Annotated in this window: 12 protein-coding genes; 4 read left to right on the top strand and 8 right to left on the bottom strand. The window is 72.2% G+C overall.

All coding sequences use genetic code 11. The features are described from left to right. Positions 1-6: 6 nt before the first annotated feature. From QMC84_RS04125 to rpsO, 6 genes are all read right to left on the bottom strand, one after another. Positions 7-810 carry a hypothetical protein gene (locus tag QMC84_RS04125; RefSeq protein ID WP_300372057.1) on the bottom strand — a complete coding sequence of 268 codons (804 nt, stop codon included), beginning with the start codon at positions 808-810 and terminating at the stop codon, positions 7-9. A gap of 9 nt (positions 811-819) precedes the next feature. Then, positions 820-1,551 carry a hypothetical protein gene (locus QMC84_RS04130; RefSeq protein WP_300372059.1) on the bottom strand — a complete coding sequence of 244 codons (732 nt, stop codon included), beginning with the start codon at positions 1,549-1,551 and terminating at the stop codon, positions 820-822. A 117-nt stretch (positions 1,552-1,668) separates the two neighbouring features. After that, positions 1,669-2,211 (bottom strand): DinB family protein, encoded by a 543-nt coding sequence (locus tag QMC84_RS04135; protein ID WP_300372061.1) that lies wholly within the window; start codon positions 2,209-2,211, stop codon positions 1,669-1,671. A gap of 58 nt (positions 2,212-2,269) precedes the next feature. Beyond that, positions 2,270-3,601 carry a pitrilysin family protein gene (locus tag QMC84_RS04140; RefSeq protein ID WP_300372063.1) on the bottom strand — a complete coding sequence of 444 codons (1,332 nt, stop codon included), beginning with the start codon at positions 3,599-3,601 and terminating at the stop codon, positions 2,270-2,272. Positions 3,602-3,615: 14 nt separating this feature from the next. Further along, positions 3,616-5,841: a polyribonucleotide nucleotidyltransferase gene (locus QMC84_RS04145; protein ID WP_300372065.1), complete on the bottom strand. Its 2,226-nt coding sequence runs from the start codon at positions 5,839-5,841 to the stop codon at positions 3,616-3,618. Positions 5,842-6,174: 333 nt separating this feature from the next. Beyond that, entirely contained in the window at positions 6,175-6,450 is a 276-nt protein-coding gene (gene rpsO / locus QMC84_RS04150; protein WP_300372067.1) for a 30S ribosomal protein S15, read from the bottom strand. Positions 6,451-6,620: 170 nt separating this feature from the next. On the opposite strand from rpsO, the gene QMC84_RS04155 reads away from it, so the two are divergent. After that, positions 6,621-7,124, top strand: a complete 504-nt coding sequence (locus QMC84_RS04155) for a L,D-transpeptidase family protein (protein WP_300372070.1) — start codon at positions 6,621-6,623, stop codon at positions 7,122-7,124. 21 nt (positions 7,125-7,145) lie between these two features. Here QMC84_RS04155 and QMC84_RS04160 read toward each other — a convergent pair whose 3' ends face one another. Then, positions 7,146-7,391 (bottom strand): DUF6458 family protein, encoded by a 246-nt coding sequence (locus QMC84_RS04160; RefSeq protein WP_300372072.1) that lies wholly within the window; start codon positions 7,389-7,391, stop codon positions 7,146-7,148. 175 nt (positions 7,392-7,566) lie between these two features. Beyond that, positions 7,567-9,252 carry a phosphoenolpyruvate--protein phosphotransferase gene (ptsP, locus tag QMC84_RS04165; protein ID WP_300372074.1) on the bottom strand — a complete coding sequence of 562 codons (1,686 nt, stop codon included), beginning with the start codon at positions 9,250-9,252 and terminating at the stop codon, positions 7,567-7,569. Between the two features lie 89 nt (positions 9,253-9,341). Here ptsP and QMC84_RS04170 point away from each other — a divergent pair, with 89 nt between their 5' ends. From QMC84_RS04170 to QMC84_RS04180, 3 genes are read left to right on the top strand one after another with little or no spacing between them, the layout of a single operon-like run. Beyond that, positions 9,342-10,109, top strand: coding sequence for a DeoR/GlpR family DNA-binding transcription regulator (locus QMC84_RS04170; RefSeq protein WP_300372076.1), 768 nt, complete (start codon positions 9,342-9,344; stop codon positions 10,107-10,109). Then, positions 10,106-11,062: a 1-phosphofructokinase family hexose kinase gene (locus QMC84_RS04175; protein ID WP_300372078.1), complete on the top strand. Its 957-nt coding sequence runs from the start codon at positions 10,106-10,108 to the stop codon at positions 11,060-11,062. Before QMC84_RS04170 ends, QMC84_RS04175 begins: the two co-directional genes overlap by 4 nt. Positions 11,063-11,065: 3 nt before the next feature. Next, positions 11,066-13,138, top strand: coding sequence for a fructose-specific PTS transporter subunit EIIC (locus tag QMC84_RS04180; protein ID WP_300372080.1), 2,073 nt, complete (start codon positions 11,066-11,068; stop codon positions 13,136-13,138). Positions 13,139-13,158 lie beyond the last annotated feature (20 nt).

Genomic DNA, 13,158 nt, shown 5'->3' on the forward strand with positions numbered 1-13,158 from the left:
TGCTCCTCAGGGCTGGATGTCGGCCAGGACGACGAGCTCGTCCTCGGGCGGGTTGTGCTGGACCTCGGCGCCGAGGCTGTCGACCGTGACGAACACGGCGGGGTCGAACGGACCCGAGGCGGGCAGCACCTCGAACAGGGCGGGGATCTCGGTGATCGGGAACCGGGTGCCCGAGACGAACGGCGTGATGATCGGCCCCAGCAGCCCGGTGAGTCCGGCGATGCCGATGGCCGCGACGACGGCGCCGGCCAGGACGGCCAGGAACGGTCCGATGAGCGGCACCCACGCGACGGCGGCGGCGACGGCCAGGCCGATGGCGGCCAGGAGGGCGGCCGTCGAGGCGCCGAACTGCAGGCTCGGCACGCCCTGGACGATGCCCTCCACCTTCCAGACGCCGGCGACCAGGCTCAGCGCGACGCCCAGGTCGACGGTGGTCTTGAGGAAGTCGCCGAACGACACCGGCACCGTGACCGTGGGCCAGACGATGTCGATCTTCGGCGTGCACACGTCGCCGACGCACGGGATGTGGACGCACACCTGCGGGATGTGGATGTCGGGGATGAAGTCCCCGATGTCCAGCTGGAAGCTCAGGTCGACGTGCCAGTCCAGCCTGAGGTCGGCGATCTCGATGGTGGCGGGCGCGATCAGGTCGACGGTCCCGTTGGACAGCGTCCCGGTCACGGCGTACGACACGGAGAAGGGACCGAGCGACGAGGACCCGCTCGTGGCCTGCGGCCCGAGCGCGGCGACCTCGGTGTCGAACAGCTGCTGGGCCGCACCCTCGTCGATGGCGGCAATGATCTCTGACATGACTGCCTCCTAGAAGTCGCCGCGGGCGAGGACCCGGTTGACGTCGATCAGGGGACCCACGGTCGGGGTCAGGGTGAACGCGCCCAGCTCGAGCGCGGTGACGGGGAGCGACAGGGTGGCGAGCACCGAGCGCAGCACCATCGTGAGCAGGCACTCGATCACCGACTCCAGCGCGTTCGGCTCGATGTCGACGATCTCGACCGAGTCGACGGCGAAGCCGATCGCGCGCTGGCCGCCTGCCCAGGTGCTGACCAGGTGCCCGATCGCGAAGACGTCGAGCCGGCAGCACATCGGGTGCTGCGCCTTGCCCCAGTCGTCCCGGTCGTCGCGCCACGGCTCGTCGCCGCGGTCGTGGTTCGGGTCGTTCGGGTCGTGCTTCGGGTCGTCGGGGTGGGGCTCCTCCTTCCCGTCCTTCCCTCGGGACGCGCAGTCGACGCACAGTCGGACCGTCGTCGACAGGCTGAACTGTCCGGCGCCGAGGCTCAGCTCGGGCGGGAGCGCGAGGTCCTGCTTGAACAGGTCGAGCTGAGGGATGCGCAGTTCGACCGACCACTGCAGCCCCGGCGAGCCGGGGAACGGGATCGGGGCCATCTGGGTGGCCGACGTGCTCGACGCCGGGACGAACGCCGGCGAGCCGTAGTGGAGCAGGTGTGGCCTGGTGGTGCACACCGCGGTGATGAGGTCGTTGAGCGCCGACTCCTCGACGGCGACGAAGACCTCGCTGGTTTCGGTGAGACTCATGGTTCTCCTCCCGGGAACGTCGGCCCCACGAGTTGGGCCGTTGCTACCAGGAGTGACCGGACCCGCCGGTGATACCGGGTCCACGAGTCGGACGAGGAGGAAGTGGCTCGGGCGAGGTCACTCAGGTCGCTCGAGGGTGAGCTGCACCCGGTGGAAGTCGTAGTGCTGCGTGCCGTAGTGGTAGACGTCCTGCAACGTCATCGTGTCCTGGAAGAACGGGTCCCAGTCGACCGGGAAGTGCATCCGCCTGGACAGCGCCGCTTCCGACTCGGCGTCGAGGCGACGGTGGAGCAGGTCGATCGTGCGGTCGAGTCGCCGCGTCAGCCGCGGTCCGTGGAACACCAGCGCCCCGCCGACCGAGCCGAGGTAGTTGATCTGGTGGAACGGCCGCGTGCCCGCGTTCAGGATGGCGGCGAAGGCCCGGCCGAACGGGTCGGGCAGCCGCCCGAACAGACGAACCAGCCTCAGCAGGCGGCCCACGAGGAGATAGCCGAACACCATGTGCCAGAGCAGCTGCTGGTTCGTCCAGCGGGTGCCGTCGGTCTGCCGGCGCAGATCGGCGGTCGTCGCGTTCGCGACCAGGTCGTGCAGGTCGGCGCGGACGCGTTCCAGCTCGTCGTGGAGGGGCCTCCGGTCGGCCGGCTGGCCGGTCACGGTCATGGGGCCAGTATCGCCCGGCCCGCCGCCGAGCGACCTGACCGAGGACCACCTCGATCCGCTACGCCGGGCCGACGACCGCGAGGATCTCGGGGCGGGCGAAGACGTCGGCCGCGATCGACTGAACCTCCTCGAGCGTCACCCCGTCGATGCGGGCGATCACCTCGTCGATGCTGAGCAGCCGGTCGTGGACCAGCTCGGCCTTGCCGATCCGGGACATCCGGGAGGCCGAGTCCTCGAGGCCCAGGACCAGCCCGCCGCGCAGCTGGCCCTTGCCCCGGGCCAGCTCCTCGGCGCTGATGCCGGACTCGGCGACCTTCGCGAGCTCCTCGCGTACCACGGTGAGCACGTCGTCGAGCTTGTTCGGCAGGCAGCCGACCGAGACCCCGACCAGACCCGAGTCGGCGTGGTGGGTGGCGAAGGAGAACACGGAGTACGCCAGCCCGCGGCGCTCGCGGACCTCCTGGAAGAGCCGGGAGGAGGTGCCCCCGCCGAGCGCGGTGTTGAGCACGCCCAGGGCGAAGCGGCGGTCGTCGTCACGGCGCAGGCCCTCCATGCCGAGCACGACGTTGACCTGCTCGAACGGCCGGGTCGTGGCGAGCCGCCCGGGCCGGACCCGCTTGCGAGTGCCGTGCCGCGGCTCCACCGGAGTGTCGCGGCCGTCGAGCCAGCCGTTGCGGGCGAACGCCGCGCGGACCTGGCGCACGAGTGCGGTGTGGTCGACGTTGCCGGCAGCGGCGACCACGATGTTCGCGGGCCGGTAGTGGCGGCGGTAGAAGCGGCGCACCTGGTCGCGGGTCAGCGAGCGGATCGAACCGACGGTGCCCGCGATCGGGCGGCCGAGCGGGGTGTCCCCCCAGGCCTGCTCGGCGAACAGGTTGTGCACCACGTCGTCGGGGTCGTCGTCGTGCATGGCGATCTCGTCGAGGATCACGTCGCGTTCGGCCTCGACGTCCTCGGCGGTGAGCGTCGAGGCGGTGATCATGTCGCCGAGCACGTCCACGGCCAGCGGCAGGTCCTCGTCGAGGACCCGGGCGTGGAAGCAGGTGTACTCCTTGGCGGTGAACGCGTTGAACTCGCCGCCCACCGCGTCCAGCGCCACCGAGATGTCCAGTGCCGAGCGCTCCTCGGTGCCCTTGAACAGCAGGTGCTCGAGGAAGTGCGAGCAGCCGTGCTGGGACGGGCTCTCGTCACGCGAGCCGACCCCCACCCAGACGCCGATCGCCGCCGACCGGACACCCGCCTGGTGCTCGCTGATCACCCGCAGCCCGGAGGGCAGGACGGTACGCCGCACCCGCGACGTCACCTGGCCCTCGGCGTCGGTGGTCGTCTGCAGTGTGCGCGTGCCCGGAGAAGGCGTTGACCCGCCCGAAGCCTGCTTCGGGCGGGTCAACGGTGAAGCATCGATCACTCGGAGTCGTCCGCCCCTTCGGCGTCACCCGCCGGCTCGTCGCCCTCGACGACCGGGACCAGCGACAGCTTGCCGCGGTCGTCGATCTCGGCGATCTGCACCTGGATCTTCTGACCGACCGAGACGACGTCCTCGACCGCGTCGACGCGCTTGCCGCCGGCGAGCGAGCGCAGCTTGCTGATGTGCAGCAGGCCGTCCTTGCCGGGCATCAGCGAGACGAACGCGCCGAAGTTGGTCGTCTTGACGACCGTGCCGAGGTAGCGCTCGCCGATCTCGGGCATGGTCGGGTTGGCGATCGCGTTGACGGCGTTCTTGGCGGCCTCCGCGGCCTCACCGTTGGTGGCACCGATGTAGATCGTGCCGTCGTCCTCGATCGAGATGGACGCGCCGGTGTCGTCCTGGATCTGGTTGATGATCTTGCCCTTGGGACCGATCACCTCGCCGATCTTGTCGACCGGGATCGTGATCGTGATGATCCGCGGGGCGTAGACCGACATCTCCTCCGGGGCGTCGATGGCCTCGGCCATCACGTCGAGGATCGCGTGGCGCGCGTCCCGGGCCTGGGTCAGCGCCGAGGCGAGGACCTCCGCGGGGATGCCGTCCAGCTTGGTGTCGAGCTGCAGCGCGGTCACGAACTCGCGGGTGCCGGCGACCTTGAAGTCCATGTCGCCGAACGCGTCCTCCGCGCCCAGGATGTCGGTGAGGGCGACGTACTGGAGCTGGCCGTCGATCTCGCCGGAGACCAGGCCCATCGCGATGCCGGCGACCGGGGCCTTCAGCGGCACACCGGCCTGGAGCAGCGCGAGGGTCGACGCGCAGACCGAGCCCATCGAGGTGGAGCCGTTGGAGCCCATCGCCTCGGAGAGCTGGCGGATCGCGTAGGGGAACTCCTCACGCGAGGGCAGCACCGGCAGCAGCGCCCGGCGCGCCAGGGCGCCGTGGCCGACCTCGCGCCGCTTCGGCGAGCCGACCCGGCCGGTCTCACCGGTGGAGAACGGCGGGAAGACGTACTTGTGCATGTAGCGGCGGTGCTTCTCGGGCGAGAGCGTGTCGAGCTGCTGCTCCATCTTGAGCATGTCCAGCGTGGTGACGCCCAGGATCTGGGTCTCGCCGCGCTCGAACAGCGCCGATCCGTGCACCCGCGGGACCACGCCGACCTCGGCGTGCAGCGGCCGGATGTCGGCCAGGCCGCGGCCGTCGATGCGGACCTTGTCGCGCAGGATGCTCTCGCGCACGACCTGCTTGTTCACCGAGCGGAACGCTGCGCCGATCTCCTTCTCGCGGCCCTCGAACTGCTCGCCGAACCTGGCCAGCACCTCGTCCTTGAGCTCGTCGGTGCGATCGGTGCGCTCCTGCTTGTCGGCGATCTTCATCGCCGCAGCGAGGTCGGCCTTCACGGCCGCCTCGACGGCGTCGTACACGTCGTCCTCGTAGTCGAGGAAGACCGGGAAGTCCTGGACCGGCTTCGCCGCGACGTTCGCCAGCTCGGCCTGCGCCTCGCACAGCTGCTTGATGAACGGCTTGGCGGCGTCGAGGCCGCCGGCCACGATCTCCTCGGTCGGCGCCTGGGTGCCGGTGCGGACCAGGTCCCAGGTCTGCTCGGTCGCCTCGGCCTCGACCATCATGATCGCGACGTCACCGGTCTCGGTGACGCGCCCGGCGACCACCATGTCGAACACGGCGTGCTCGAGCTGGCTGTGCGTCGGGAACGCGACCCACTGGCCCTCGATCAGCGCCACGCGGACGCCGCCGACGGGGCCGGAGAACGGCAGGCCCGAGAGCTGGGTGGAGAGCGAGGCGGCGTTGATCGCGAGCACGTCGTACGGCGCGTCCGGGTTGAGCGCCATCACGGTGATGACGACCTGGACCTCGTTGCGCAGGCCCTTCTTGAAGGTCGGGCGCAGCGGCCGGTCGATGAGGCGGCAGGTGAGGATCGCGTCCTCGCCCGGCCGGCCCTCGCTGCGGAAGAACGAGCCGGGGATCTTGCCCGCGGCGTACATCCGCTCCTCGACGTCGATGGTGAGCGGGAAGAAGTCGAAGTGGTCCTTCGGGTGCTTGCCGGCCGTGGTGGCCGACAGCAGCATGGTGTCCTCGTCGAGGTAGGCGGTCACCGAGCCGGCGGCCTGCCGGGCCAGGAGCCCGGTCTCGAACTTGACGGTGCGGGTGCCGAACTTGCCGTTGTCCAGAACGGTCTCGACGGCAGAGATCTCGGGGTCGGTCAAGGGTGTGTCCCTCTTCTGTCGCGGAGCGATCCGCGGCGTCCCGATGGTGCGAGCCGGTCTTCGATCGAGGCCCGCAGATCTGCGGCGGCTGAGCCGGCCGGGATCCTGAGAGCCACTACCGAGGACCGAGAGCCAGAACGGGGCGGGTCGCTCCTGGTTGTTTTCAGATGTTGTTCAACGGTGAATCTAGCCAAGTTCCTCCGAGAAGAGGAAACGCGCCGGGCGCCGCCACCTGGTGACGACGTCCAGCGCGTGTCTCGGCCTTGGAGCGGAGCGGCCGTCGAGCGCCGACAACGCCGCGGACGCCGCGGACGCTCCGCAGGAACATCGAGGTCAGCGGCGAAGGCCGAGGCGCTCGACGATAGCGCGGTAGCGCTCGATCTCGGTCTTCTGGAGGTAGTTGAGCAGGCGGCGGCGCTGACCGACCAGCAGAAGCAGGCCACGACGGCTGTGGTGGTCGTGCTTGTGCTGCTTGAGGTGCTCGGTCAGGTGACTGATGCGGTGGCTGAGCAGCGCGATCTGCACCTCGGGCGAGCCGGTGTCACCCTCGGTCGTGGCGTACTCGGCGATGATCTTCTTCTTGGTCTCCGCGTCGGTACCGATCGACATGCGGGCTCCTTCCGGCCCTCTCGGGCTCTCTCGCTGCGCGGCGCGCCGGGGCCTGTTCACCCGGGCACTCTGGTTCCGCGGCCGTTGGACGGCATGTCGCCTGCTGGCAGGCAACCGGGGAATCCTAGCGCGGCACCGCTCCACGGACCCAATCGAGCGTGCGATCGTCCATGCGATCATCGTGCGGTCACTCGGGGCCCTCGGAGCATCCTCGCAGCGGCGGCGACCGCGGTCGCCCACGCCGCGGCTGGGGCAAGCAGCGGGAGGGCGACTACCGCTCCCCCGTCGGCGTCTACCGGATCAAGGTGACCTTCACGACCGGTTCGGAGAACCCCGGCGACCTGCCGTGGCGGCGCCGCCGGCCGACCTCGGTGGTCTCGGCCGCGGCGGGGCCCAACTACAACACCTGGCTCGAGGTGCGCGGCGTGACCAGCGGCGACCGGCCGTCGATGCGGTCGGGCTGGGTCGTCGACTACAACCGGGTCCGGTTGCGCCCCGGGGCCGGGCCCCGCCCGGTGCCGGGCAGGGGCAGCGGAATCTTCTACCACACGTCCAGTCCCGGCCACCGGTGGGCGCCGACGGCCGGGTGCACGCAGGTGAGCCCCCGCCAGATGCGCCGGCTGCTCACCTGGCTGCGCTCCGCGGCACACCCGCGGATCGTCCAGGACCGGTGAGCGGGCCGGTCAGACGGCCGGTCAGACGGCAGGCGGTACGTCGTCGCGGCGCTCGCTGACCGTCCGGGTGCCGTCCGCGTGGGTGGTGACGGCGGTCGAGCGCCGAGCCCGCGCCATCGTGGCGGCTGTGAGAACGAGGACCAGTGCCCCGGCGGCGGCGAGGATCCAGCCGACCGTCGTCAGGTCCACGTTCGCGATGTTGTCGGTCACTGCCAGCGCCAGGATCAGGCCCAGGGCCAGCAGGAAGATGCCCAATCCGTAACCCATGATCTCGTTCCTTTCGCCTCGGCCCCGGATGGGCCATCCCTGGGACGGTGTCCACCCGGAGCCGGCCGGAAACCTCCGGGCGGCCCGCCGCGCGTCGGTCTCCCGTCGAGACACCCGAAGTGGCTGCCTCCCGGCCGTGGATCCAGCCAGTTCAGGTGTCTCGACGAGGACGGGGTCAACCGAGGAGCAGCCGCCGCACCGCGTCCCGCGCGGCGGCGGGGTCGGTCGCGGAGAGCGCGACCTCGGCGGCGTCCTCGCACAGGTCCATGGGGACGCTCGCGAGCCGCGCACCGACCGGGCGGACGGCGGCCGCGGCCATCGACAGCGACGTGACGCCCATCCCGACCAGGACGCAGGCCAGCAGCGGGTCCGCGGCGGCCTCGCCGCAGACGCCGACCGGCTTGCCGGCGTGGAAGCCGGCCTCGGCGGTGATCGCGATCAGCTGGAGCACCGCCGGCTGCCAGGGGTCGGTGAGGTGCGCCAGGTCGGTGGCCATCCGGTCCGCGGCCATCGTGTACTGGGTCAGGTCGTTGGTGCCGATCGAGAGGAAGTCGACGACCTCGAGGACCCGGTGCGCCAGCAGGGCGGCGCTCGGCACCTCGATCATCACGCCGGCCTTGAGTCCGAGCGTGCGCACCTTGGCCGAGAACTCGGCGGCCTCGGCGACGGTCGCCACCATCGGCGCCATCACCCAGGTCTCGGCGCCCGTGGCGGCCGCCGCCTTCGCGACCGCCTCGAGCTGCCGGTCCAGCAGGCCGGGGTTGCCGAAGGACAGCCGCAGCCCGCGCACGCCCAGCGCCGGGTTCTCCTCACCGACGTGGGTGGCGAACGCGACCGGCTTGTCCGACCCGGCGTCCAGCGTGCGGACCACGACGTACCGCTCGTCGCCGAAGGCGCCGAGCACCTCGCCGTAGATGCTCGCCTGCTCCTCGACCGACGGCTCGTCCTGGCGGTTCAGGAAGCACAGCTCGGTGCGGAACAGTCCGACGCCCTGGACCGGTGCGGTGCTCGCGGCCCGGGCGGACTCGCCGTCGGCGACGTTCGCGAGGATCTTCACCGGTACGCCGTCGGCGGTCGCGCCCGGCCCGGACCAGGAGGCGAGAGCGGACCGCTGGGCGGCGTCGGCGGCGACCCGCTCCTGCGCCCCGGCCGGGTCGGGGCGCAGCTCCACGGTGCCGGTGATCCCGTCGACGAGCAGCGGGGTGCCGGCCGGGACGGCCATCGCGCCGTGGACGCCGACCACGCAGGGGATGCCGAGCTGGCGGGCGATGATCGCGGTGTGGCTGGTCGGCCCGCCGCGCTCGGTGACCAGGCCGAGCACGACCGCGGGGTCGAGCCCCGCCGTGTCGGAGGGGGCGAGGTCTTCGGCGACCAGCACCGCGGGGGTCTCGGGTGCGGCCACGCCGGGCTCGGGCTCCCCGACCAGGCGGGCCACGATCCGGCGCTCGATGTCGTGCAGGTCGGTGACCCGCTCGGCCATCAGCCCGCCCATGCCGGTGAACACGGTGACGAACTGCTCGACGCCGGAGTGGACGGCCGTGAGCAGGTCCTCACCGGCGGACAGGTGCTTGCGCACGGCGCCGCGCAGCCCCTTGTCGCGGGCCAGGCCCGCGCTCGCGGTGAGCACCTCGGCCGCCGCGCCCGAGGCCTTCTCGGCCTTGCGCGCGAAGCCGTCGGAGACCGCCTGGGCGGCGAGCTCGTAGGTCTCCAGGGCGGCCTCGGGCTCGAGCCCGGAGGCGGCGAACCGGGCGATCGCGTCCGGTGCGACCTCGGAGCGGACGAGCACGGCGGGTCCGTAGGCGAGGGCGGGCACGACCGGCGTGCCGCGCAGCGTGGAACGGACGTCGGGACTGGTGACCATGATCACCAGTAAACGACCGCCGGCCTTGACAGTCAACACATTCGGGCGTAAAACCACAGATACAAAGATCGAGAGGAGCGTCACCGGAGATGTACGCGGAAGAGCGGCAGCAGGCCATGGCCCAGCTCGTGGCCGAGCACGGCCGCCTGTCGGTCGCGGTCATCGCGGAGCAGTTCGACGTGACCACCGAGACCGTCCGCCGCGACCTCTCGACCCTCGAGCGGATCGGCCTGGTCCGCCGCGTCCACGGCGGCGCCGTGCCGGCGAGCTCGCTGGCCGTCATCGAGTCCGGCCTCGGCGAGCGCGACCAGGCCAACACCTCCCAGAAGGAGGCGATCGCGAAGGCGGCCCTGGACCAGCTGCCTCCCGCGGGCGGCACGGTGCTGCTCGACGCCGGCTCGACGACCAGCCGGTTCGCGATCATGCTGCCGCGCGACCACCGGCTCACGGTGATCACCCACGCCGTCCCGGTGGCGGCCCGCCTGGCCGGACTGCCGCAGATCGACCTCTACCTGCTGCCGGGCCGGGTCCGGTCCACCACCCAGGCGGCGGTGGGCGCGGACACGGTCACCGCGGTGGGCAGGCTCAAGGTCGACGTGGCCTTCCTGGGCACCAACGGCATCTCCGTCGAGCACGGGCTCTCCACGCCCGACCACGACGAGGCCGCGGTCAAGCGCGCGATGGTGGCCGCGGCCCGCCGGGTGGTGTGCCTGACCGACTCCAGCAAGGGCGGGACCGATGCCGCGATCCGGTTCGCCGCCCTCGAGGAGGTCGACGTGCTCGTGACCGACGACGGGCTGCCGGTCGGCGACCGCGCGGCCTTCGAGGTCACCGGGGTCGAGGTCGTGACCGCGTGATCCTCACCCTGACCGCCAACCCGAGCCTGGACCGCACCGTCGTGCTGGCCGGGCGGCTCGAGCGCGGCACGGTGATCCGCGCCGACTCCATGATCTCCCAGGCCGGCGGCAAGGGCGTCAACATCGCCCGCGCCTGCATCGCCGCCGGGGTGCCCGCGATCGCCGTGCTCCCGGCCGCCAAGGACGACCCGTTCGTCCTGGAGTTGCTGGCCGCCGGCATCGACTGCCGCCCGGTCCCCCACGACGGGTCGCTGCGGGTCAACATCACGATCACCGAGCCCGACGGCACCACCACCAAGCTCAACAGCCCCGGGCCCGAGCTCACCGCCGCCGTCCGCGGCGCCCTCGCGGACGGGCTGCGCCACCGCGCCGCCTCGGCCGACTGGGTGGTGCTGGCCGGCTCGCTCCCGCCCGGCACCCCGCCCGAGTGGTACGCCGAGCTCGTGGTCCTGCTCCGCGGGTGCGGGGCCCGGGTGGCCGTCGACACGAGCGACGCGCCGCTGCGTGCCCTGGTCGACGGGCTGCCTGCGGCGGCCCCGCACCTGATGAAGCCCAACGGCGAGGAGCTCGCGTCGTTCACCGGCGACGACCCCGAGCTCCTGGAGGCCGACCCGTACGCCGCGGCGAAGGCGGCGCGCGCCCTCGTCGAGTCCGGGGTCGAGAGCGTGCTGGCCACGCTCGGCGCCAACGGCGCCGTACTCGTCACCACCGACGGGGCCTGGCACGCCGCCCCTCCCCCCACCCCCGTCGTCAGCACGGTGGGGGCAGGTGACTCGAGCCTCTTCGGCTACCTGCTCGGCGACCTCCGGGGCCACGGCCCGGAGGATCGGCTCGCGCTCGCCGTGGCCTACGGCAGCGCCGCCGCAGGACTTCCCGGCACGACCATGCCCCATCCCCAGCAGGTCCGCCCCGATCTCGTCTCGGTGCGCGACCTGGACCTCAGCGAAGGGTGACCCATGTCCCACCTCATCAGCGCCGACCTCGTCCGTCTCGATGCCGACCTCGGCGCCGACAAGCACACCGTGATCCGGGCACTGGCCCGGATCGTCGGTGCCGCCGGCCGCGCCAGCGACGTCGACCAGCTCGTGGAGGACGCCTTCGCCCGTGAGGCGACGTCCGCCACCGGACTCCCGGGCGGGATCGCGATCCCGCACTGCCGCACCGCCGGGGTCGCGGAGCCCGTGCTGGCCTTCGCGCGGCTCCAGCCGGCCACGGACTTCGGCGCCAAGGACGGCCCGGCCGACCTGGTGTTCCTGATCGCCGCGCCCGCCGGCGGCGACCAGACCCACCTCCAGCTGCTCACCCAGCTCGCCCGCGCCCTGGTGAAGCCCGCCTTCACCGACTCGCTGCGCGCGGCCGAGACTCCGGCAGAGGTGGCCGAGCTGGTCGCCGACGTGGTCGGCGCCGCCCCGCAGCCGACGGCTGCGGCGACCCCGGCCGCTCCCCCGGCCCCGGTGGCGCAGACCTCGGCCGCGCCGCGGCGGCTGGTCGCGGTCACCGCGTGCCCGACCGGGATCGCCCACACCTACATGGCCGCCGAGGCACTCGAGGCCGCCGCGGCCCGGGCCGGTGTGGACCTGCAGGTCGAGACCCAGGGCTCGGCCGGTGCTGCCCCGCTGGACCCCGCGACGATCGCCGCGGCCGACGCCGTCATCTTCGCCGTCGACGTCGGCGTGCGCGACCGATACCGGTTCGCCGGCAAGCCGCTGGTGTCCTCGGGGGTCAAGCGCCCCTTCGACCAGGCCGACGCGATGATCGCCGAGGCCCTCCGGTACGCCGAGGACCCGGACGCCCCGCGGGTCGAGGGCAGCGCGGGCGACGTCGCGCCGACGTCGCGCTCGACCGCCGGCGAGAGCTGGGGCGGTCGGACCCGCCGGGTGCTGATGACCGGCGTGTCGTACATGATCCCGTTCGTCGCGGCCGGCGGCCTGCTGATCGCCCTGTCGTTCCTGCTCGGCGGCTACGAGATCGTCGGTCCCTACGGCGACATCGCCGTGAGCAACACGCTCTTCGACCTGCCGGACCCCGACGCCCTCGGGCTCGAGCACGCGCTCCTCGGCTCCGGGCTCGCGGCCTACGTCGGCGCGCTGTTCTTCATCATCGGCAAGACCGCCTTCATGCTCTTCCTCCCGGCCCTGGCCGGCTACATCGCGTACGCGATCGCCGACCGGCCGGGCATCGCGCCCGGCTTCGTGATGGGCGGCCTGGCGGCGAACATCTTCGGCGTGCAGACCTCGGGAGACAGCCCCGTCTCGATCCCCGCGACCGGGTTCCTGGGTGCGATCATCGGCGGCGTGCTGGCCGGCCTGATCGCGCACTGGGTCGGCGGCCGGCGGGTGCCGGCCTGGATGCGCGGCCTGATGCCGGTGCTGATCATCCCGTTGGTCACGTCGATCATCGCCGGCCTGCTGATGATCGTCGTGTTCGGCAAGCCGATCGGCTGGCTGATGGACCAGCTCAACGACGGCCTGAGCTCGCTGAGCGGCAGCAGCGCGATGGTGCTCGGCGCCATCCTCGGCCTGATGATGGCCTTCGACATGGGCGGCCCGCTCAACAAGGTGGCCTACACCTTCGCGGCCACCGGGGTCGGCGGCGCGGCGCTCGCGAGCGGCGCCCCGCAGCTGAAGATCATGGCGGCCGTGATGCTCGCCGGGATGGTCCCGCCGTTGGCGTTGGCGCTCGCGACCGTCGTCCGCCCGGGGCTGTTCAACAAGGCCGAGCGCGAGAACGGCAAGGCGGCCTGGGCCCTCGGCGCGAGCTTCATCACCGAGGGCGCGATCCCGTTCGCCGCCGCGGATCCGCTCCGCGTCATCCCGGCCATCATGTGCGGCAGTGCCGTCACCGGCGCCGTGTCGATGGCCCTCGACGTCGGGGTGCGCGCGCCGCACGGCGGGATCTTCGTGCTGTTCGCCGTCAGCAACATCCTGGGCTACCTGATCGCGCTCGTCGCCGGCACCCTCGTCGGCGCCGCGGCGGTCATCGGCCTGAAGTCCCTCGGCAAGCCCGACCCCGACCTGGCCATCGGCTGACCCGCGCGCACCGCCGTACC

Origin of the sequence: Nocardioides sp., from assembly GCF_030019515.1 — a bacterium.
In the GTDB taxonomy this organism is placed as follows: domain Bacteria; phylum Actinomycetota; class Actinomycetes; order Propionibacteriales; family Nocardioidaceae; genus Nocardioides.

Coding starts and splice junctions, on each gene's coding strand:
- QMC84_RS04130 (WP_300372059.1), bottom strand. CDS start 1,551: ATGAGTCTCACCGAAACCAGCGAGGTCTTCGTCGCCGTCGAGGAGTCG.
- ptsP (WP_300372074.1), bottom strand. CDS start 9,252: ATGGTCACCAGTCCCGACGTCCGTTCCACGCTGCGCGGCACGCCGGTC.
- QMC84_RS04125 (WP_300372057.1), bottom strand. CDS start 810: ATGTCAGAGATCATTGCCGCCATCGACGAGGGTGCGGCCCAGCAGCTG.
- QMC84_RS04160 (WP_300372072.1), bottom strand. CDS start 7,391: ATGGGTTACGGATTGGGCATCTTCCTGCTGGCCCTGGGCCTGATCCTG.
- QMC84_RS04155 (WP_300372070.1), top strand. CDS start 6,621: ATGCGATCATCGTGCGGTCACTCGGGGCCCTCGGAGCATCCTCGCAGC.
- QMC84_RS04180 (WP_300372080.1), top strand. CDS start 11,066: ATGTCCCACCTCATCAGCGCCGACCTCGTCCGTCTCGATGCCGACCTC.
- QMC84_RS04170 (WP_300372076.1), top strand. CDS start 9,342: ATGTACGCGGAAGAGCGGCAGCAGGCCATGGCCCAGCTCGTGGCCGAG.
- rpsO (WP_300372067.1), bottom strand. CDS start 6,450: ATGTCGATCGGTACCGACGCGGAGACCAAGAAGAAGATCATCGCCGAG.
- QMC84_RS04135 (WP_300372061.1), bottom strand. CDS start 2,211: ATGACCGTGACCGGCCAGCCGGCCGACCGGAGGCCCCTCCACGACGAG.